This is a genomic window from Flavobacterium sp. RSP49 (assembly GCF_003968735.1).
Lineage (GTDB): Bacteria > Bacteroidota > Bacteroidia > Flavobacteriales > Flavobacteriaceae > Flavobacterium.
The window spans coordinates 50,730-72,931 of the sequence record NZ_RYDN01000005.1 but is presented as its reverse complement, the minus strand read 5'-3'; the positions used below and the strand labels follow the sequence as shown (position 1 = coordinate 72,931).

Sequence of the window (22,202 nt, the reverse complement as noted above, 5' to 3'; positions counted from 1 at the left end):
AGGGCTCTAAAAAGAAAAAAAATGAAAAAGACAATTACAATTCTGGCATTATTTATTTCGATGGCCTTTTATGGACAAACGCATAGCGTTATCGGAAAATGGAAAACCATTGACGACAAAACTGGCAAAGCCAAATCAATAGTCGAAATCTACGAACGTTCCGGTAAAATTTACGGAAAAATCGTTGACATATTAGACTCCGAAAAGAAAAAAAGTGTATGTACAGCATGTTCCGGTGATGAAAAAAATAAGCCTATTATGGGGCTTGTGATTATCAAAGGCCTTACTAAAGATGGTAAAGAATACAATTCAGGAAAAATTTTGGATCCAACTACGGGGAAGCTCTACAAATGTTTTCTGGTTTTGAATGGTAGTGATAAACTGGACGTTCGAGGATATATTGGTGTGGCCTTATTTGGAAGAACACAAACTTGGAACAGAGTAAAATAAGTGTGAAATTAGGAGCTATGGGTTCAAAGTAAAAATTCAACACATCACTCAAATTGATAACTCATAATTGATTATAAATGTATTTTGCAGAAGTAATTTTACCTCTTTCCTTAGCTAAAACATTCACGTATAGCGTTTCCGAAACAGAGTTTCTGTACATCAAAAAAGGAATGCGGGTAGCTGTTCCTTTTGGAAAAAGTAAAATTTTTACGGCTTTAGTTATTGAAACTCATCAAAACAAACCAGAGTTGTATGATGCGAAGGAAATCCATCAAATTCTGGATGAAAAGCCCATCGTAACTGAAATCCAGATTGCACATTGGCAGTGGATCGCTTCCTATTATATGTGTGCCATTGGAGATGTGTATCGTGGTGCCATGCCAAGTGCTCTTTTGCTGGAAAGCGAAACCCTGATTTCTCAAAAAACGAATTTATTTGTGGATACCAATCTTCTTTCGGATGATGAGTTCCTGGTTTACGAAGCTTTGCAACAGCAGAATTCGCTAAAAATTCAAGATATTATTGCTATTTTAAACAAGAAAAATATCTTTCCCGTTATTCAAAAACTAGTTGATAAGAACATCTTGGTGCTTCAGGAAGAAATAGAGGAAAGCTACAAACCTAAATTAGTTCGCTACGTGCGGCTACACCCTAAATACGAATCCAATCAAGGCTTAAGCGAATTACTTGAGACGCTGAAAAATGCCAACAAACAAAAGGAAGTTGTAATGCACTATTTTCAATTGAGCGCAACGCAAAAGTCCCAAGGCGAGGCCGAAAAGAACGGAGCTAAACCCATTACCGTAAAAAAATTAGTGGAGCAAGCTAATTCTTCTTCGGCAATTGTTAAAGCTTTAATCGAGAAAGAAATATTCGAAGATTATTTTTTGCAGGAAGACAGAGTACATTTCAACGGAAAAATTCGTGACGAAGAATTACAGTTGAGTCAGGCACAACAAGCTGCTTTCGAAGAAATTAAAGATCGTTTTATTCTAAAAGAAGTCTGTTTATTACACGGAGTAACATCCAGTGGAAAAACGGAAATTTACATCAAACTCATTGAAGAATATTTGGCAACGGGAAAACAAATCCTGTATTTACTACCTGAAATTGCCTTGACGACTCAATTAGTAGGCCGATTAAGAAGTTATTTTGGAAATAAAGTAGCGGTGTTTCATTCGAAATACAGCAATAATGAACGGATTGAAGTGTGGAATCAAGTTTTGCAAAATTCTGAGAAAGCACAAGTGGTAATTGGAGCGAGGTCAGCGTTGTTTTTGCCTTTTAATAATTTAGGGTTCATAATTGTAGATGAAGAACACGAGCAAACCTTCAAGCAGGCAGATCCGGCTCCGCGATATCACGCCCGGGATGCGGCTATAGTTTTAGCACATTCACACAAGGCAAAAGTGCTTTTGGGTTCTGCTACGCCAAGTATAGAAACGTATTTTAATGCCAAATCAGATAAATTTGGCCTGGTCGAAATTTCGGAACGTTTCGGGAATGTCAGGATGCCCAATATTGAATTGGTGGATTTGAAAGACAAATACTTTCGAAAAAAAATGACAGGACATTTTAGTGACGTTTTAATTGAAGAAATTACAAACGCGTTGTCTTTAGGAGAACAAGTGATTTTGTTTCAAAACCGCAGAGGATATTCTCCTGTAATTGAATGTGTCACTTGCGGTCATGTACCTCAATGCCAACAGTGCGACGTAAGTTTGACCTATCACAAGCATAAAAACCAGTTGCGTTGTCATTATTGTGGATACACCATGGCTAAACCTACTCATTGTCACGAATGTTTTAGTGTTGATTTGACTACAAAAGGCTTTGGAACCGAACAAATTGAACAAGAATTACTGTCTATTTTTCCAAATTCAAAAATAGGGAGAATGGATCAGGATACGACCCGAGGAAAATTTGGTTTCGAAAAAATCATTGATAGTTTTAAGAACAGAGAAATGGACATATTAGTAGGGACCCAAATGCTGGCCAAAGGGTTGGATTTTGACAACGTGAGTTTAGTAGGAATAATGAATGCGGATAATATGTTATATCATCCTGATTTTAGGGCTTTTGAGAGAAGTTTTCAGATGATGACTCAGGTTGCCGGTAGAGCAGGACGTTCTCAAAAACAAGGGAAAGTGATCATACAAACCTACAATCCCAGTCACAATACAATACAACAAGTGACTAAGAACGATTATTGTGGAATGTATAACGAACAATTGTATGACCGACAAATTTATAAATATCCACCGTATTTCAGGCTTATAAAACTAACGCTAAAACAACGTGATTTTGATAAGTTAAAGGAAGGTGCTATGTGGCTGTATCAAGTGATAAGTCAAAACTTAAATATGCCAGTATTGGGTCCGGAAGAACCGGCTATCAGCAGGATTAGAAACGAATACATTCGTATGATTATTATCAAAATACCTCAAAATGTGTCTATTGGGAACACGAAGAGAACGATTCAGAAAATGCTAAATAGTTTTGAGGCTGTTGCTCAGTTCAGAGCTATAAAAGTAACTTCAAATGTAGATTTTTATTGATTAATGGGAATTAAGAAAAGGAAAGGGCTCGTACTAGATCTTCTTTTTTGTGTCGGCTCAAAGGAATTTTCGTCATCCCAATTTCGGCATATTTGCTATTGAAGCGTTCTACCTTATCGATATTAATAATATAAGATTTATGAACTCTGACAAATTTATCTTTGGACAGATCATTTTCAAAAGATTTCATTGTAGAGAGGACCAGATTACTGTCCTCTTCAGTAACGACTCTGACATAATCTCCAAAGGCTTCAATCCATTTTATTTTTGAAGTAAAAATTTTCAATTTTTTCAAATTACTTTTTATAAAAATATGCTCGCCTTCATCTTCTTTATTCTCTTTTTTGAGTAAGTGAAAATCAATGGCTCTTTTGACAGAGGCGTTAAATCGATCAATTGTAATTGGTTTTTGAAGGTAGTCTGTTGCGTCATAATCAAACGCTTTCATGGCGTATTCTGCCTTGGAAGTAATGAAAATAATTTGAGGTTTTACTTTTAAGCCATCTAGAAAATCAAAACCACTGATCACTGGCATTTCTATGTCTAGAAATATTAAGTCTACATTGTGAACAGACATACAGCTTTTTGCTTCTATGGCGTTAGAAAAATCTGCTATTAGGTGTAAATTTTGATGAATATTAACTAACTTTGTAATAATCATCCTCTGGATAGAACTATCATCAACTATAACACAGTTTAGTTTCATAAAATTTCAGTATTAGATTTTGTTAAGTAAATCTACTACTTTTTTATTTACAAAAAAAAATAATTTTATCGATTTTTTTAAATGTAGAGCAAAAAAACGAAATAAGATTTGTGAAACAAAAAATATTGATTACTTTTGCACCCAAATAACAAATAAATTTATATTTATGAATCATTATGAAACTGTTTTCATTTTAAATCCCGTTTTATCTGAAGTCCAGGTAAAGGAAACAGTAAGCAAATTTGAAGATTTTCTTACTAGTAGAGGAGCAGAAATGGTGTCGAAAGAAGACTGGGGCCTAAAAAAAATGGCGTACGAAATTCAAAACAAAAAAAGTGGTTTTTACCATTTATTCGAATTCAAGGTAGCTGGAGAAGTGCTTATTGCTTTTGAAACTGAATTTAGACGTGACGAAAGAGTAATGCGTTTCTTGACTGTAAGTCTTGATAAACATGCTATTTCGTGGGCTGAAAGAAGAAGAACTAAATTAAAATCTACAAAAGCTTAATTATTATGGCAACATTACAACAATCAGCTTCAGGAAAAAAAGACGGTGATATTAGATATCTTACGCCTTTAAATATAGAAACAAACAAAACTAAAAAGTATTGTCGTTTCAAAAAATCAGGCATAAAATATATTGATTATAAAGATGCTGATTTCTTATTGAAATTTGTTAATGAGCAAGGAAAAATACTTCCTCGTCGTTTAACAGGAACTTCATTGAAGTACCAAAGAAAAGTGTCTGTTGCTGTAAAAAGAGCACGTCACTTAGCATTAATGCCATATGTGGCTGATTTACTAAAATAATAAAAAATTAACAGTTGTTGGTTTTCTGAAATACGAAACCTAACTTCTATATAAAAGGACAACAACATGGAACTTATTTTAAGACAAGACGTTCAAAATTTAGGATTTAAAGATGATATCGTTTCTGTAAAAAACGGATACGGACGTAATTTTCTAATTCCACAAGGACACGCTCATTTAGCAACATCTTCTGCAAAGAAAGTATTAGCTGAAAACCTAAAACAAAGAGCTCATAAAGAAGCTAAAGTAGTTGCAGATGCGCAAGCCTTAGCAGAAGCTTTGAAAGCGATCGAAATTAAGATCTTCGCAAAAGCAGGAGGTGAAAAACTATTTGGTTCAATCACAAATATTGATATCGCTGCAGCTTTAGTTAAAGGTGGTCAAGTAATTGACAGAAAATTCATTACAAGCGGAATCGTAAAACGTACAGGGAAATATGCTGCTACCGTGCGATTACACAGAGATGTAATTATAGAATTGCCTTATGAAATTATTGCTGAAAAAGCATAAATTTGTTAACATTTTGTTAATACATTATTAAAATCACTCTTAGGAGTGATTTTTTTTTGTTTAATTTTGCATCACAAATAACAAATTTAAACAAATGAAAAGAATCATTACTTTATTATTAATTTTATGCAGTTTCAGTGCTGCCATTGGGCAAACTACAACTTCTAGTATCAAAGGGATTGTGCGAGGTTCTGACAATGAGACGCTTCCCGGAGCGACGGTTCAGGCGATTCATATTCCTACAGGTTCTAAGTATTCCGCTTTATCCAATGCGGATGGAAGAATCAGTATGTTGAATATGAGAATTGGTGGTCCTTACAAAATTGTCGTATCCTATGTAGGATATAGAAGTGAAGAATACAATGATGTTTACCTTGATTTAGGTAAAGTATTCAGTTTAGATGTTGTCTTGAAAGATGAAAGTCAGAATTTAGACGAAGTAAAAGTAGTTGGTTCTAAAAATAGAGTTTTTCAAAGTGGAAGAACTGGTGCAGAAACCACAATCGGTCGACGAGAATTATCAGCATTGCCATCTATTTCAAGATCAGCTGATGATTTTACCCGTTTAGAACCAACAGCAAGTGGAGGTTCTTTTGGAGGTAGAAACGATCAATACAATAGTTACTCGCTTAATGGTGCTATTTTTAACAATCCTTTTGGTTTAGATGCAGCAACTCCGGGTGGACAAACCGGCTCTCAGCCTATTTCATTGGATGCAATCGAACAAATTCAAGTTGCCACCGCTCCTTATGATGTTACATTATCAGGTTTTACTGGAGCTTCTGTAAATGCAGTCACTAAATCAGGATCAAATGAATTCCATGGTACTGCCTATAGTTTTTATAGAAATCAGGATATGACAGGTAGTAAAATTAAAGGAGAAAAAATATTTGTGCCCGCATTAGAGCAAACACAAACCGGTTTTAGTCTTGGTGGTCCAATTGTTAAAAACAAATTGTTTTTCTTTACCAATTTTGAAATTGATAAAAGAAGCGATTCAGGATCAAATTTTGTTGCTAATGATGGAAATGGAACTACTGGAGTGAATGAATCCAGAGTATTAGAAACTGATTTAATGCATGTATCTACTGAGTTAGGAAAGCTAGGTTATAATACAGGTGCTTATCAAGGATTTACACATAATTCTAATTCAAGTAAAGGAATTGTAAAGTTGGATTGGAATATTAATGACAACCATAAACTAGCTGTTATTTATAATTTTTTAGATGCTTCAAAAGATAAGCCTGCACATCCTACTGCTATTATTCGTAGAGGAATTGATGCAAATACGTTACAATTTGAAAATTCAGGGTACCAAATTAACAACCAAATTAGCTCTTTTTTAGTAGAATTAAATTCTAAATTTAGTGAGACGGTTTCTAATAAATTACAAGCGGGTTATACTCATTTTAATGATTTTAGAAATCCTTTTTCTACTCCTGCGCCGGTAATTACTATCACTAAAGATGGTTCTCCTTACATTATAGCAGGTCATGAGCCTTTCTCTATCAATAATAAATTAGATCAAAAAGTAATTCAAATTACTGATAATTTAAATATTGTCAGAGGAAATCATACCTATACAGTAGGCTTCTCATTCGAAAAGTTCATTTTTAAAAATTCATTTAACTTAAAAGGTTATGGTTTTGATGTTTTTGGAAGTACAAATATGGCTGGTTTTGATGCGAATATTGCAAATGGTTATTACAGCACTGCAATAAAAAACGCACAAACAACTTTTGACACAAAAAATGCATTGAAAGACGGTGTTGATGGGGGTTGGAATTTAGCTGAAACGACAGTAGGACAATTAGCTTTTTACGTTCAGGATGAATGGAATATCAGTGATAATTTTAAATTAATTTATGGATTAAGAGCTGATAAACCATTGTATTTCAATACATCTGAATTAGCTCAAAAATTTATTGATACAGATAATTCAGAAGGATATTTGCCAAATATTGATTATTACAACCCAGCTGATGGAAGTGTAAAGAATTTTGATTCAACTAAATTACCTAATAATAATTTACTTTGGTCACCAAGAGTTGGCTTCAATTGGGATATTAATGGAGATAAAAAACAACAGTTGCGCGGAGGTACTGGAATTTTCACCGGTAAACTTCCTTTTGTATGGATTGGAAATCAAGTAGGCGGTATAGATCCATTTTTCTATCAAGTAGTAGACGAAGATTTTAAATTTCCACAGGTTTGGAGAACGAGTTTAGGATTTGATCACAAATTCGAAAATAATTATATTGTAACCATAGACATGTCTTATAATAAAGATTTAAATGGGGTTCATATACAAAATTGGGGGTTAAAAAGACCAACAAGTCAATTGACAGGTGTTGATAATAGAGCAATATACGGTAGTGCGGATTATGGTACTTGGACAGATTATGGTTTTCCGGCGAGAACTAATGGATATGTATTGACGAATACCAATAAAGGAAGTGCATTCAACTCTTCTATCAAAGTACAAAAGACTTTTGACAATGGATTGTTCGCAAGTTTAGCTTACAACTATTTGAAGTCACAGGATGTTAATTCTATTGAAGCAGAAATTACGGGTGATGCTTTTAGATTTAATCCAGCATTAGGAAATGTGAATGATGCAGTTTTATCTGATTCTAAGTATGGCGATACGCACCGTTTTATAGGCGTAGCTTCAAAAAAATGGAAGTATGGTACTAATGATAAATGGGCTACTACTGTATCGACTTTCTTTGAATACGCACAAGGAGGCCGTTTTAATTATACGTATGGAGGCGATATAAATAATGATGGATCTGATTTAAATGATTTAATTTATATACCAACTTCAGCCGAAATAAGTACTATGCTATTTACAGGAGGAGTTAGTCAAGGTGCCGCATTTGATGCCTTTATCAAGCAGGATAACTATTTGAGTGATAGAAGAGGTCAGTACGCAGCGCGTTATGGTGCGTTGTCTCCATGGAGAGGAAAATGGGATTTTAAAATAATGCAAGATTATAATTTTAAAATTTCTTCAGCTTCTAATAAAACGAATACCATCCAATTTAGTATTGATGTACTGAACTTGGGTAATTTGATTAATTCGGATTGGGGATTGGTTCAAGTACCAACAAGTGTACAGCCAATTGGAGTATCTGTTGATCAAACTACAAAAATACCAACCTATACTTTTAACGGTACTCAAACCAAAACCTTCAACTATGATGCAAGTTTATTATCAAGATGGCAGGCACAGTTTGGAATTAGATATATTTTCTAAAAAAAGATAAAAATATAGATTAAATTTGCCCTCTCGTTTGAGAGGGCTTTTTTTGTTTTATAAATTCAAAAAATAGCTAAAAAACAAAAGTTAAATATTAAAACGCAATAATGAAATACTCAAGATTAACAAAAGAACAATTTGAGGAATTGAATCAGGAATTCAGTACTTTTTTAGCAACGCAGACTATCGATAAAGCCGAGTGGGATAAAATAAAAGCAGAAAAACCGGAAGTTGCCGAACAAGAATTAGATGTGTTTTCTGATTTGGTTTGGGAAGGAGTACTTTCAAAAGCAACCTACTTAGAACATTTTTCTAAAAATCATATTTTCCTTTTTCATTGTTTTGATACTCATGTGCAATCAATTGTCTTGAAATCTTTAGTTCCAGAAACTGATTTCTTGACCAAACAAGGATTGCAATGGCTTAGCGATAATATGTTTACGGATACTATTGAAATGAAAGTGGGTAAAAAAGAGTTTACAGAAGAACGAAATTCTTCAATTTTTGAATTAATACAGCAAGGTTCGTTTTTGAGTGATGGTCTATTGTACCAACAAATAAATACTATTATAGCATCGTAATTGTATTGCTATTTATTTTTAATTGGTTATTTTAGTACACTTTTTCAAAACTAAAATGGCCAATTTATTTTCTATGGATATTCAGAATACAATTCAAAAATTAAGGGAGGAATTAAATCAGCACAACTATAATTATTATGTGTTAGATAATGCAATAATTTCTGATTATGATTTTGATTTGAAATTAAAAAAACTACAAGAGTTGGAAGGTCAATGTCCGGAATACTTCGATGAAAATTCTCCTACGCAACGAGTAGGAGGAACGATAACGAAAAATTTTCAAACCGTACCACACCAACACCGCATGTATTCTTTGGATAATTCCTATTCCAAAGAAGAATTAATCGATTGGGAAAAACGTGTTCAAAAGGTTTTAGGAGATGTTCCATTAGAATACACCTGCGAGTTAAAATACGATGGAGCTTCTATCAGTATTACGTATGAAAACGGAAAATTAAAACGTGCTATTACGCGTGGCGATGGTTTTCAAGGGGACGATGTGACTAATAATATTAAAACCATAAAATCAATTCCGCTCAAGCTTAAAGGAAATTTCCCTGCGACATTTGACGTTCGCGGTGAAATAATTTTGCCTTTTGCCGGTTTCGAAAAAATGAATCAGGAACTAATAGAAATTGGAGAAACTCCCTATTCAAATCCTCGAAATACGGCTTCAGGAAGTCTAAAATTGCAAGATAGTGCTGAAGTGGCAAAACGACCTTTGGATTGTTTGTTATATTTTTTAATTGGCAATAATTTGCCTTTTAAATCGCAATTTGAAGGATTAGAAACGGCAAGAAATTGGGGTTTTAAAGCACCCAAAGAAGCAAAATTGGCTCATAATCTAGAAGAAGTTTTTGACTTCATTAATCATTGGGACACACACAGACATACTCTTCCTTATGAAACGGATGGCGTAGTAGTTAAAATAAATTCTTTTCATTATCAAGAGGAACTGGGTTTTACTGCTAAATCGCCTCGTTGGGCCATCGCTTATAAATTCAAATCAGAACAAGTTTCAACAAAATTAAATTCTATTTCGTATCAGGTAGGACGCACTGGTTCTATAACTCCCGTGGCTAACCTTGAACCCGTTCAATTAGCTGGAACCATTGTAAAAAGGGCTTCTTTACACAATGCAGATCAAATAGAAAAGCTAGATATTCGTGAAGGAGATACTGTTTTTGTAGAAAAAGGAGGAGAGATTATTCCCAAAATTATAGCAGTCGATTTAACAAAACGATCCGATGTCTCGGAGCCTACAAAATACATTAGCCATTGCCCGGAATGCAATACAAAATTAGTGAGAATTGAAGGTGAAGCCAATCATTATTGTCCAAATTTTTATGGTTGCCCACCGCAGATCATTGGAAGAATTCAGCATTTTATTTCTAGAAAAGCCATGGATATTGAAGGTCTTGGCGGAGAAACGATAGCTTTACTTTTTAATAATGGATTAGTGCATAATTATGCCGATTTATATGAATTGACGGTAGATCAGATTTTACCATTGGAGCGAATGGCACAAAAATCGGCTGAAAATTTAGTGAATGGTGTCGCTAATTCGAAAAATATTCCTTTCGAACGCGTTTTGTTCGCACTTGGAATTCGCTTTGTAGGAGAAACAGTAGCGAAGAAATTGGCTAAACATTATAAAAACATTGATACCTTGGGTCAGGCGACTTTGATGGATTTGATTTTAGTGGATGAAATTGGAGACCGAATTGCACAAAGCGTAATTGATTTTTTCGAAAATCAAGAAAACAGAATTATAATTGAAAGATTAAAAGAACATGGCGTACAATTTGAAATTTTCGAAAAAATAAATCTAAATGCCACGGATAAACTTTCAGGAAAGACTTTTGTAGTTTCAGGAGTTTTTGAGAAATTTTCCAGAGACGATTTGAAAAAAGCAATTGAAGATAATGGAGGCAAAATAGGGAATTCTATTTCAGCAAAAACGGATTATGTTGTAGCTGGAGACAATATGGGGCCTGCTAAATTAGATAAAGCCAATAAACTAAATGTCCCAATAATTTCAGAGGATGATTTTATCAATTTAATTCATAGTTCTACTGCAGAGACTGATTAAAAATATATTTTTTTGCATGAATATTAGTTGTCTGTTTTTTGATGTATTGTTTGAAATTCTTGTAAAGGTGTTTTTACACAGTAATGTTCTATGTTATTAAACAATTGGTCTTATTTATAGCACGCTAATCTGTTTTTATAAATTTGGAATTAATGCCCAAAGTTTAAATCCGGACTTAAAAATAAACAATGAATAGAATACCGGTTGGTTTTGTTCAAAAAATAATTGGTATTAATGGTTTAATTTCATAGAAAAAATCGATTACAGTTACACTATGATCGATTTTCCTTCAAAAGCTTTTGCTTTATTGTTATCGAAATAAAAATCAATTCTTCCCAGATTAATTCCGTAGCAACCTACCTGATTTACTAAAACTTCTTTGCCTACAAGATTTTTTATAACCGTTGGTTTGTCCAGAAAAGTATGGGTATGTCCACCAATAATCAAATCTATATCTTGAGTCAGCTCGGCCAATTTTAAATCAGATATTTTGGCAGGTTCGTCTCTGTATTTATACCCTAAATGAGACAAACAAATTATGATATCACATTGCTGCTCTTTCTTTAAAATCCGAACCATATCTTGAGCCGTTTCAATCGGATCATTGTACACCGTTTCTTTATACATTGCCTTGTCTACTAAGCCAGCAAGCTCTATCCCGAGTCCAAAAACACCTACTTTTATTCCGTTTTTGTTGAATATTTTATAGGGTTTTACAAAACCATCCATCACCGTGTTTTTAAAATCATAATTGGCAGATAGGAACTCAAATTTAGCGTGTGGCATTTGCGCATGCAAACCTTCTACACCATTGTCAAAATCATGATTCCCTATTGCAGAAGCGTCGTACTCCATCATGCTCATCAATTTGAATTCTAATTCACCTCCGTAATAATTAAAATAAGGGGTTCCCTGAAAAATATCGCCTGCATCCAGCAATAATACATTTGGATTTTCTTTCCGAATCGTTTCAATCAAAGCGGCTCTTCGGGCCACACCGCCCATATTAGCATTTCTGGGATGATCTGCTGGGAAAGGATCAATATAACTGTGCACATCATTGGTGTGTAAAATTGTTAGTTGTTTGGTTTTAGACCACTCAAAACTGCTCAAGGATACACCTAAACCTAATAAAGCTGATCCAGCAGCTGTTTTCTCAATAAATTCTCTTCTTTTCATTTTTATTTATTTGAATCCAATTGTCATTGCGAGGAACGAAGCAATCAGGAGCTATTTCCCGCTTTTCGTTGCAATCTTTTTTATCGTTAGAAAACGATAAAAAAGGATTTTCACTTTAATCGGGGCTATGCTTTATGTTTTCAAAATTACTTTGGATTGTTTATTACCCTTTTTTATTCAACCGTAATCCGAACATCATTTATCACAGGAATAGTATCCACTTCTTTAAAATAATCAATCAGTATATTTCGTAGTTTGTACTCTAAATCAAATTTTTGAACTCCTTTTTTAAAGAAATTCATATTGTCACCACCATTTGATAAATAATCATTGGTTCCTACATAATAAATAGTTTCTTGCTGAACAGGTTTTCCTTGAACCAATATATTTTTTGGAAGATTGTTTTTGTCAATAGTAAAAGTTAATCCAGCTAATGGATGCGGTTTTTTTTCAGCAATAAAGTAGGAAACGATTTCAAGGATTTGTTCTCCTTTTAGCGCAATAACGACCAGACTGTTTTCAAAAGGCATAATTTCAAAAGCCGTTCGGGCGGTGACATTCCCTTTTGGAAGTATAGAGCGAATCCCTCCGCTATTCAGCAAACAAATGTCGATATTCTTTTTTTCTCTAGCTTGAAACACAACATTACCTCGTTTTAATGTGACATCGGCCATCAGATTACCAATTGTAGTTTGCCATTTTCCAGAACTCTTGTCTAATGTTTCCGGACAATACGCAAGGACACTATCTAAATCTTTATTGATGTGTTCCCGATACGGTTTGATGAAATTTTCAATTTGCAGGGCTTGTTTTCCTATGGGGTCTGTAATAGAGACTTGATTTTCTTTTTCAGTGACAGGAATTCGTTTTCCTTCAATTTTAGTAACATAGTAATTTTGTTTGCTGCACGAAGCAACAAATAAAAATGTTAAGAATATAACAAAAAGTTTAGAAACGTCGTTATACTTTTTTAGATTTACCATTTTAAATGCAACTTAATTAATTAATTTTGTAATCAAGTAAAAGTACTATGTTTTTAAATTATATAAAGAATTTTTTTGTAAAAAAAACATTAAAAAACAGCTTTCAAAATTTAAAAAGTAATGGATCTGTGGCTGGTGTGCAAACAATTGGTTTAGTCGTTGATACTACTGGTTTTGCTGAGACTGAATTGCTGGTAAAGGAAATTTTATCCTATGGAATTTTGCCTGAAAATATCAAAATTATTGTTTATAACGATAAATTAAAACAAATTAGCGAAAAAAAATATCCTATATTTAGTGCTCGAGATCTCAATTGGAAAGGACAAATTGCATCCACGGAGGTTAATGCTTTTAGCAATGAAAAATTCGATTTATTAATAAGCTATTACGATATAGAAAAAGCGATTTTATTGCAAGTTACCCATAATTCAAAAGCACAATTCAAGGTTGGTTTTTCATCCATAGACCAAAGATTAAATCATTTCATGATTAAAACAGAGGTTAATAGTTACCGTATTTTTTCAAGTGAGTTATTCAAATATTTAAAATTATTAAACAAAATATAAAATAATATGCAATTATTAATAGGAACAGGTGTTGCTCTTGTAACTCCTTTTAAACAAGATTTTTCAATAGATACCGAAGCTTTAAAAAGAATTGTACATTTTTCTATCGATGGAGGAATTGAATACTTGGTAGTATTGGGTACCACTGCAGAAAATGCTACTTTGTCTCCAGAGGAAAAAGAATTGGTCATCCGTACTGTAATCGAAGCTAATAATGGCACTTTGCCCTTAGTGCTTGGAGTAGGAGGTAATAATACCTTAAAAGTTGTCGAGGAGTTAAAAACAAGAGATTTAACTGCGTTTACGGCAATACTTTCCGTTTCTCCGTACTATAACAAACCTACTCAGGAAGGGATTTACCAGCATTTCAAGGCTGTTGCTGAAGCCTCTCCCATTCCAGTGATTTTATATAATGTTCCGGGAAGAACGGCAAGTAATATGTTGCCTTCGACTGTTTTGCGTTTGGCAAATGATTTTGAAAATATCGTAGCCATAAAGGAAGCAGCAGGAGATCTTGTTCAGGCAATGCAATTATTGAAAAACAAACCAAAAGATTTTCTTGTAATTTCCGGTGATGATATGATAGCTTTACCAATGGTTTTAGCAGGTGGAGCAGGTGTGATATCAGTTATTGGTCAAGGTTTCCCTAAAGAATTTTCTGAAATGATTCGATTGGGCTTGAACAGAAAGACAGATGAAGCGTTCAAAACACAGTATCTTTTATCAGATTGTATTGACATGATTTTTGAGCAGGGAAATCCAGCAGGAATCAAACAAGTCTTTCTTTCACTAGGTATTACTGAAAACACAGTGCGTTTGCCACTGGTAAAAGTAGATGATTCACTAGCAAATAGAATTGATCAGTTTGTAAAAAAAATGAATAAATAAGGATGAAAAAGTAGCATTTTTTTAAACAAAAAATATATTTTGAAGTCGCTAAATTAATAACTAAATTTGCCAGCGAAACTTCGGTGTGATTTGGTAGGTTGTTTCAGCCAAAGGAATCATGAAAAAAGTAAAAAAATGAAATCAAAGATTCAAGAAATCTAAAAAACAATATTAAATGTTGAGTAAAAAAATAATATCTCTATTGCTTCTTGTAGTTTTTTTTAGTTCTTGTAACGAATACCAAAGAGCACTAAAAACCGAAGATGTAGCTGTCAAATTTGAAATGGCGACTAAATTATATGATGCTGGAAAATTTTCTAAAGCAATTCGTATTTTTGAGCAGATTGGCCCAGCATACAGAGGAAAGCCTCAAGCAGAAAAATTGTTTTATATGTTTGCGCAATCCTATTACAAGACAAAGCAATATTATTTAGCAGGATATCAATTTGAAAGCTTTGTTTCAGGATATCCTAAAAGTGAAAAAATACAAGAAGCAGCTTATTTAGGGGCAAAAAGTTACTCGATGCTTTCTCCTTCTTATAGTTTAGATCAAACGGACACGAACAAAGCACTCGATAAATTACAACTGTTTATTGATAGTTATCCAAACTCAGAATATCTGGCTGATGCCAATGCTTCCGTTAAAATGCTTAGCGAGAAAATACAAAAAAAAGTATTTGAAAATGCTAAAGGATACCATACAATTTCTGATTTCAAATCAGCGATAATTGCTTTAGATAATTTTGTTGCAGATTATCCAGGAACACCTTTAAAAGAGGACGCATTGTTTTTTAAGTTAGATTCAGCTTACCAACTGGCAATAAACAGTGTTCCTGCAAAAATGGAAGAACGGTTGAATGTTGCTAAAACAGCGCAAGCTAATTTGATAAAATTTAATGCTGAAACGAAATATATAAAAGTAGCGAACCAAATGTTAGCTCAAATAGAAAAAGATTTACAAAAATTTACTAAATAAATAAAGCCATGGATTTAAAAAAGACGAATGCTCCAGTAAATACAATAACATACAATAAAACTGTTATTGAAGAACCTACTGGTAATGTGTATGAAGCAATAACCATTATGGCTAAAAGAGCAAACCAAATCAATTCAGAAATTAAAAAAGAATTGACAGAGAAATTAGAAGAGTTTGCAACATATAATGACAGTCTTGAAGAAGTTTTTGAAAACAAAGAACAAATTGAGGTTTCAAAATTTTACGAAAAACTGCCCAAACCACACGCTTTAGCAGTTCAAGAATGGTTAGATGGTAAAATTTACCACAGAGACTCTAATAAATAATAAATGCTATGTCAGTTTTAAACGGTAAGAAAATTTTACTAGGAATTTCTGGTGGAATTGCAGCCTATAAAACCGCTTCATTAGTACGACTTTTCATAAAAGCAGGTGCACATGTCCAAGTGATAATGACACCTGCTTCTAAGGATTTTGTAACCCCTCTTACATTATCTACGTTATCCAAAAATCCGGTTTATTCTAGTTTTTATAACCAAGACAATGAAGATGAAAAATGGAACAATCATGTTGAATTGGCACTTTGGGCTGATTTGATGATTATTGCGCCAGCTACAGCAAATACATTGTCTAAAATGACAAATGGTATTTGTGATAATCTATTGATTGCAGCCTATTTATCCGCAAAATGTCCCGTGTATTTTGCTCCTGCAATGGATTTAGATATGTACAAACATCCTTCAACTATTGCTAATTTTTCCTCTTTGACACAATTTGGTAATACAATAATTCCTGCCGAAACAGGCGAATTGGCAAGTGGATTGTCCGGAGAAGGCAGAATGGCGGAACCAGAGAATATAGTGGCTTTTATTGAGGCGGATTTAAACAATAAATTACCTCTTAAAGGAAAAAAAATATTAATTACTGCTGGTCCTACTTATGAAGCAATCGATCCCGTGCGTTTTATAGGAAATCATTCTTCAGGTAAAATGGGTTTTGATATAGCAATTAGCGCTGCTAATCTAGGTGCTTCAGTATTTTTAGTAAGTGGACCAACGCTTTTTACAGTTTCAAATCCCTTGATTGAAGTTATTAATGTAGTCTCTGCCGAAGAGATGTATCTAGCCTGCCACCAGAGGTACGGTGATGTAGATGTCGCCATTGCAGCAGCAGCAGTTGCGGATTATAAGCCCAAGAATGTAGCTAAACAAAAAATTAAAAAGGCAGCTGATAATTTTGTAATTGAACTCGAGAAAACCAAGGATATTTTAGCTTCTTTGGGAACGCTGAAGAAAAATCAGTTTCTGATTGGTTTTGCTTTAGAAACAGAAAATGAAATCGAAAATGCAAAGCTGAAAATTCAGAAAAAAAACTTAGATTTGATCGTTTTGAATTCCCTTCAAGATCAGGGTGCCGGTTTTGGAAAACCAACGAATAAAGTTACTTTTATAGACCAGTTTTTTAATCTTGAACCAATGGAATTAAAATCGAAAGAGGCTGTTGCGGATGATATACTAAATAAAGTAATAGCGCATTTTGAAAAACTAAGGTAGTACATGACACTCTATGAGGTAATAACGGTTGTGATTTATGGTGACAGATAAAAAAACAGAAATCTACAGATGAATAAAATATTTACTTTTTTGCTGCTTTTTATTTTTGGAGGTGTCCAAGCACAACAATTGAATTGTACTGTAACAGTTGATGCACAGCGATTGAGTGTTACCAATCAACAAGTTTTTAAAACCTTGCAAACCTCGATCAGTGAGTTTGTAAACAAAACAGATTGGACCGGTCAAACAGTGAAGCAAAATGAAAAAATTAATTGCTCAATTTATATTACTGTTTCTGCTAATAATTCCGATCAATTTATAGCCACCATCCAGGTACAATCATCCCGTCCGGTTTTTAATTCATCGTACACTTCACCAGTTTTAAATTATAACGACAAAGATTTTAGTTTTCGGTATACTGAGTTTGAAAATTTAATTTTTAACCCTACCAGTTTTGATTCTAATTTAGTTTCGGTTCTTTCTTTTTACAGTTATGTCATTTTAGGAATGGATGCGGATACTTTTGTGATGGAATCCGGAAATCCTTATTTTGAAACTGCTCAGAATATTTTGAATGTAGCACAACAAGGAGGATCAAAAGGATGGAGTCAGGCCGATGGAAATCAAAACCGTTATTTTTTGATAAATGATATTTTATCCCCGGCATTCAAACAAGTTCGACAAACGATGTTTGAGTACCATTCCGGATTAGATTTGATGAATCAGGATTTAAAAGAGGCTAAAGAAAAAATAAAAGGATCTTTAATTGATTTAGCTAAGTTAAATGCTTCAAGACCTAATGCGTTTTTAACCCGTGTCTTTTTTGATGCTAAATCAGATGAAATTGTAGCTGTATTTTCAGGTGGTCCTAGTATCACAATTTCAGATTTAGTTGATAATCTAAATAAAATTTCTCCTTTGAATTCTAGCAAATGGGCACTGATACACTATTAATTAGCGGCCAGATTTTAATTTAATCGCCGGTTCCAATAAAAAAAACAAATAAATGATAACGTCACTTTCGATAAAAAACTATGCTTTAATAGAAAAATTGACAATCGATTTTTCAAAAGGTTTCTCAACAATCACTGGAGAAACTGGTGCAGGAAAATCAATAATTTTAGGTGCATTGGGGCTGGTTTTAGGAAAAAGAGCCGATTTGACTTCTCTAAAAAACAAAGAAGAAAAGTGTATCATTGAGGCTCATTTTGAAATTTCTAAGTATAATTTACTTCCTTTTTTTGAAACAAATGATTTAGACTATGAAAATGACACTATAATTAGACGCGAAATCCTGCCTTCAGGAAAATCAAGAGCGTTTGTTAATGACAGCCCCGTAAATCTTCAGGAATTGCAGGAATTGAGCTTATTCTTGATTGATATTCATTCGCAACAACAAACTCAAGAACTTTCGGATGAAAATGTACAGTTTGAAATTATAGATGCTATTGCCACAAATAAAAATATAATTCTGGAGTATCAGTCGCTTTTAAAAAAATATAAATCGGATAGATCCAAATTAAATTCGGTACTGAAAAGACAAAGCGAATCTAAGAAAGAGCAGGAATACAATACTTTTTTATTGGATGAATTGGTAGCAGCGCAATTAAAATCAGGTGAACAAGAATCTCTTGAGGCTGATTTTGAAAAATTAAATAATGTTGAAATTATCAAGGAATCTATTGATAAATCTTTGGCTATCGCCAATGAAGAACAAATGGGTGTGATGCATAATTTGAATGAAATTAAGGTTTCATTACAAAAAATTGCTGTTTTTTCATCGGATTACCAATCTTTCTTAGAAAGAATTACAAGCGTAACGATTGAATTTGAAGATGTTTTGGAAGAAATGAATCGTTGTTCTGAAAAATTGATCAATGATCCGGAACAATTGGATTTAATTAGTCAAAAGCTTCAGGTGATTTTTACCTTGCAAAAGAAACATCAGGTGTCATCTGTGGATGAACTACTTCAAATTCAGATGAATCTAGAAAATTCAGTATTAGAATTAGGAAATATGGAAGAAGAGATTGCTGCACTGACGCTTTCTCTAAAGCAAAAAACCGTTGAATTAGATGTTTTTTCAACTACAATTCATACGAATAGATTGAATTCGATTCCAGTTTTATCCCAAAAGTTGATTGCGATTTTAGAAACTTTAGGAATGCCTAATGTGCGCTTTAAAATGGATGTAAAATCAACTGAAACCTATTTTCAAAACGGAAAAGATGAGCTTCAGTTTTTATTTTCGGCCAATAAAGGGACGGATTTTGGTTTGTTAAAAAAAGTAGCTTCTGGTGGAGAAATGTCAAGGATTATGCTTGCTGTTAAGGCGATATTGGCACACTATTCAAAATTACCAACATTGATTTTTGATGAAATTGACACTGGTGTTTCCGGAGAAATAGCCATAAGAATGGGGGAAATTATGAAGGAAATGAGTCAGCAAATGCAAATTTTTGCTATCACGCATTTACCCCAAATTGCGGCAAAAGGGAATGCTCATTTCAAAGTATTTAAATCGACTGTTGGCGAGGATACGCAATCTGAATTGAAATTATTAACTAGAGAAGAAAGAGTGGTTGAAATCGCGCAAATGTTATCTGGAACAATCGTTTCCGACTCAGCCTTAAATCATGCCAAAGCCTTGTTGAACTAAAGAAATGCCTTATATTTGTCAACTTAAAAAGATAAATAAATAAAGATAAACTTAGTTATGTGCTTAATCTATTACCGATTAAACGTTTAACCAAATAAACAATAGAATTATGATTATAGAACCTAGAATGAGAGGATTTATTTGTACGACATCACACCCAAAAGGATGCGAGCAAAACGTAAAAAATCAAATAGAATACATACAATCAAAAGGCGCAATCAACGGTGCTAAAAATGTATTAGTAATTGGTGCTTCAACCGGTTTTGGTTTGGCTTCCAGAATTACAAGTGCTTTTGGTTCTAATGCAGCAACTATTGGTGTATTTTTTGAAAAAGCTCCTTCTGAAGGAAAAACAGCTTCACCAGGTTGGTACAATTCTGCAGCTTTTGAAAATGAAGCGCATAAAGCAGGTTTGTATGCAAAAAGTATCAATGGAGATGCTTTTTCGAATCAAGTAAAGCAACAAACATTAGATCTTATAAAAGCTGATTTAGGTCAAGTGGACTTAATAATCTACAGTTTAGCTTCTCCCGTTCGTATGCATCCTGTAACAGGAATATTACATCGTTCTGTTTTGAAACCAATTGGTGGTACTTTTACCAATAAAACAGTTGATTTTCATTCTGGTAAAGTTTCTGAAATTTCAATTGAGCCTTGCACTGGTGATGATATAGAAAACACAGTCGCCGTTATGGGCGGGGAAGATTGGGAGATGTGGATTGATGCTCTAAAAGCTCAAAATCTATTAGCTCAAGGCGCTACAACTGTTGCTTATTCCTATATTGGGCCATCATTGACTGAGGCAGTGTATAGAAAAGGTACAATTGGTCGTGCCAAAGATCATCTTGAATCGACTGCATTTGCAATCACGGACAGTTTAGCAGCTATTGATGGAAAAGCATTTGTTTCTGTAAATAAGGCATTGGTTACACAAGCAAGTTCTGCAATTCCGGTTATTCCATTGTATATTTCTTTATTATATCAAATAATGAAGGAAGAAGGTATACACGAAGGATGTATTGAGCAAATTCAGCGTTTGTATCAAGAACGATTGTTTACCGGCAATGAAGTTCCTGTTGACGAAAAAGGAAGAATTAGGATTGATGATTTAGAGATGCGTCCTGATGTTCAGGAAAAAGTAGCTAAATTGTGGATGGAGGCTGTAACTGAAAATTTATCCGAAATAGGAGATTTAGTAGGATACAGAAAAGATTTTTATAATTTATTTGGTTTTGACGTGGATGGTGTAGATTACAAAGCGGATACAAACGAAGTGATAAACATTAAAAGTATTTCTTAATTATTGTACCTTAAAATAGTATTTATAAAACCATCAATTAATAGTTGATGGTTTTTTTATGGATAACTATTATATTTGTTAAAATTTTAAAGACCTAAAAACAGACTACTAATACCTCATTTTGATTTATGTTATTTTCCTTAATAATCCCAGTTTACAATCGCCCGGACGAAGTAGATGAACTTTTAGAAAGTTTGTCTCATACAACCTATAAAGAGATATTTGAAATTGTAATCGTAGAAGACGGTTCTGCTTTAGTGTGTCAGGATGTTGCTCAAAAATATGGAGACAGACTTGATATTTCCTATTATTACAAAGAGAATTCAGGACCTGGCGATTCCAGAAATTATGGAATGAAAAAAGCCAGAGGGGATTACTTTATTATTTTTGATTCGGATTGTATTATACCTGAGCAGTACTTGTCTGAAGTTGATACGGCTTTAAAGCAAAATTATGTAGACTGTTTTGGAGGACCGGACAAGGCTTTAGATAGTTTTTCAGACATCCAAAAAGCAATTAATTTTGCAATGACTTCTTTTTTAACCACAGGAGGAATTAGAGGAGGTTCTGAAAAAATCGATAAATTTCAGCCCCGAAGTTTTAACATGGGGCTGTCTCGCAAAGCTTTTGAAGCATCCAAAGGTTTTGGAAATATTCATCCAGGAGAAGATCCTGATTTGTCAATTCGTTTGTGGAACTTAGGTTTTGAAACCACACTTTTCCCACAAGCATTTGTATATCACAAACGAAGAATCGACTGGGATAAGTTTTCAACTCAGGTAAATAAATTTGGAAAAGCACGACCAATTCTTAACAGTTGGTATCCAAAATACAATAAGCTTACTTTTTTCTTTCCTTCGGTTTTCATCATTGGATTTTTCTTTTCAATTGTATTGTTGTTAATTTTTAATTTTGATTATCTGCTTCAGTTGTATTTTATTTACTTTTTGGTATTGTTCTTGGTCTCTTCTTACCAGAATAAGAGCCTTAAAATAGGTTATTTATCATTAATAGCGGTTTGGAAACAGTTTTATGGTTACGGTTTAGGTTTCATAAAATCCTATTATAAAGTTATTATTTTAAGGCAAAAACCACAAGAGGCTTTTCCAGAATTATTTTTTAAAGTGTAA

At 33.5% G+C, this 22,202-nt stretch carries 20 protein-coding genes; 17 read left to right on the top strand and 3 right to left on the bottom strand.

Going from position 1 to position 22,202, the window contains the following annotated elements; all coding sequences use genetic code 11:
- Positions 1–21 precede the first annotated feature (21 nt).
- Together EKM02_RS04360 and priA are read left to right on the top strand one after the other, a co-directional pair.
- On the top strand, positions 22–450 hold the full coding sequence (locus tag EKM02_RS04360; RefSeq protein WP_126452462.1) for a DUF2147 domain-containing protein: 429 nt from the start codon (positions 22–24) through the stop codon (positions 448–450).
- Between the two features lie 77 nt (positions 451–527).
- A complete protein-coding gene (gene priA / locus EKM02_RS04355) occupies positions 528–3,008 on the top strand; it encodes a primosomal protein N' (RefSeq protein ID WP_126452460.1) in 2,481 nt (826 codons plus the stop codon).
- Positions 3,009–3,018: 10 nt separating this feature from the next.
- Here the strand turns inward: priA and EKM02_RS04350 are convergent, their stop codons facing one another.
- Positions 3,019–3,714 (bottom strand): LytR/AlgR family response regulator transcription factor, encoded by a 696-nt coding sequence (locus EKM02_RS04350; RefSeq protein WP_126452458.1) that lies wholly within the window; start codon positions 3,712–3,714, stop codon positions 3,019–3,021.
- 166 nt (positions 3,715–3,880) lie between these two features.
- On the opposite strand from EKM02_RS04350, the gene rpsF reads away from it, so the two are divergent.
- The 6 genes from rpsF to ligA all read left to right on the top strand — a co-directional run bounded on the left by rpsF (position 3,881) and on the right by ligA (position 10,969).
- Positions 3,881–4,222, top strand: a complete 342-nt coding sequence (rpsF, locus tag EKM02_RS04345) for a 30S ribosomal protein S6 (protein ID WP_035671622.1) — start codon at positions 3,881–3,883, stop codon at positions 4,220–4,222.
- A 5-nt stretch (positions 4,223–4,227) separates the two neighbouring features.
- Entirely contained in the window at positions 4,228–4,524 is a 297-nt protein-coding gene (gene rpsR, locus EKM02_RS04340; protein WP_007138295.1) for a 30S ribosomal protein S18, read from the top strand.
- Between the two features lie 66 nt (positions 4,525–4,590).
- Complete coding sequence (gene rplI / locus EKM02_RS04335) at positions 4,591–5,034, top strand: 50S ribosomal protein L9 (protein ID WP_126452456.1); 444 nt, start codon at positions 4,591–4,593, stop codon at positions 5,032–5,034.
- Between the two features lie 94 nt (positions 5,035–5,128).
- The gene (locus tag EKM02_RS04330) at positions 5,129–8,293 is read left to right on the top strand and encodes a carboxypeptidase regulatory-like domain-containing protein (RefSeq protein WP_126452454.1); all 3,165 of its coding nucleotides are present in this window, start codon (positions 5,129–5,131) and stop codon (positions 8,291–8,293) included.
- A 110-nt stretch (positions 8,294–8,403) separates the two neighbouring features.
- Complete coding sequence (locus EKM02_RS04325) at positions 8,404–8,877, top strand: DUF6495 family protein (RefSeq protein WP_126452452.1); 474 nt, start codon at positions 8,404–8,406, stop codon at positions 8,875–8,877.
- A gap of 73 nt (positions 8,878–8,950) precedes the next feature.
- Positions 8,951–10,969: an NAD-dependent DNA ligase LigA gene (gene ligA / locus EKM02_RS04320; protein WP_126452609.1), complete on the top strand. Its 2,019-nt coding sequence runs from the start codon at positions 8,951–8,953 to the stop codon at positions 10,967–10,969.
- Between the two features lie 267 nt (positions 10,970–11,236).
- On the opposite strand, the gene EKM02_RS04315 is transcribed toward ligA, so the two are convergent.
- Both EKM02_RS04315 and EKM02_RS04310 read right to left on the bottom strand, forming a co-directional pair.
- The gene (locus EKM02_RS04315; RefSeq protein WP_126452450.1) at positions 11,237–12,148 is read right to left on the bottom strand and encodes a bifunctional metallophosphatase/5'-nucleotidase; all 912 of its coding nucleotides are present in this window, start codon (positions 12,146–12,148) and stop codon (positions 11,237–11,239) included.
- Between the two features lie 173 nt (positions 12,149–12,321).
- Entirely contained in the window at positions 12,322–13,131 is an 810-nt protein-coding gene (locus tag EKM02_RS04310) for a 5'-nucleotidase C-terminal domain-containing protein (protein WP_126452448.1), read from the bottom strand.
- A 47-nt stretch (positions 13,132–13,178) separates the two neighbouring features.
- Here EKM02_RS04310 and EKM02_RS04305 point away from each other — a divergent pair, with 47 nt between their 5' ends.
- The 9 genes from EKM02_RS04305 to EKM02_RS04265 all read left to right on the top strand — a co-directional run bounded on the left by EKM02_RS04305 (position 13,179) and on the right by EKM02_RS04265 (position 22,202).
- Positions 13,179–13,697 (top strand): DUF6913 domain-containing protein, encoded by a 519-nt coding sequence (locus EKM02_RS04305; RefSeq protein ID WP_126452446.1) that lies wholly within the window; start codon positions 13,179–13,181, stop codon positions 13,695–13,697.
- Between the two features lie 6 nt (positions 13,698–13,703).
- Positions 13,704–14,585 (top strand): 4-hydroxy-tetrahydrodipicolinate synthase, encoded by an 882-nt coding sequence (gene dapA / locus EKM02_RS04300; protein ID WP_126452444.1) that lies wholly within the window; start codon positions 13,704–13,706, stop codon positions 14,583–14,585.
- 175 nt (positions 14,586–14,760) lie between these two features.
- The gene (locus EKM02_RS04295) at positions 14,761–15,561 is read left to right on the top strand and encodes an outer membrane protein assembly factor BamD (RefSeq protein ID WP_126452442.1); all 801 of its coding nucleotides are present in this window, start codon (positions 14,761–14,763) and stop codon (positions 15,559–15,561) included.
- 8 nt (positions 15,562–15,569) lie between these two features.
- The gene (locus EKM02_RS04290) at positions 15,570–15,887 is read left to right on the top strand and encodes a DNA-directed RNA polymerase subunit omega (protein ID WP_026709525.1); all 318 of its coding nucleotides are present in this window, start codon (positions 15,570–15,572) and stop codon (positions 15,885–15,887) included.
- Positions 15,888–15,895: 8 nt separating this feature from the next.
- Complete coding sequence (coaBC, locus tag EKM02_RS04285; RefSeq protein WP_126452440.1) at positions 15,896–17,113, top strand: bifunctional phosphopantothenoylcysteine decarboxylase/phosphopantothenate--cysteine ligase CoaBC; 1,218 nt, start codon at positions 15,896–15,898, stop codon at positions 17,111–17,113.
- A gap of 69 nt (positions 17,114–17,182) precedes the next feature.
- Positions 17,183–18,067 (top strand): DUF4835 family protein, encoded by an 885-nt coding sequence (locus tag EKM02_RS04280; RefSeq protein ID WP_126452438.1) that lies wholly within the window; start codon positions 17,183–17,185, stop codon positions 18,065–18,067.
- Positions 18,068–18,119: 52 nt separating this feature from the next.
- A complete protein-coding gene (gene recN / locus EKM02_RS04275; protein WP_126452436.1) occupies positions 18,120–19,772 on the top strand; it encodes a DNA repair protein RecN in 1,653 nt (550 codons plus the stop codon).
- A gap of 109 nt (positions 19,773–19,881) precedes the next feature.
- Positions 19,882–21,072: an enoyl-ACP reductase FabV gene (gene fabV / locus EKM02_RS04270; RefSeq protein ID WP_126452434.1), complete on the top strand. Its 1,191-nt coding sequence runs from the start codon at positions 19,882–19,884 to the stop codon at positions 21,070–21,072.
- A gap of 128 nt (positions 21,073–21,200) precedes the next feature.
- Positions 21,201–22,202 carry a glycosyltransferase gene (locus EKM02_RS04265; protein WP_126452432.1) on the top strand — a complete coding sequence of 334 codons (1,002 nt, stop codon included), beginning with the start codon at positions 21,201–21,203 and terminating at the stop codon, positions 22,200–22,202.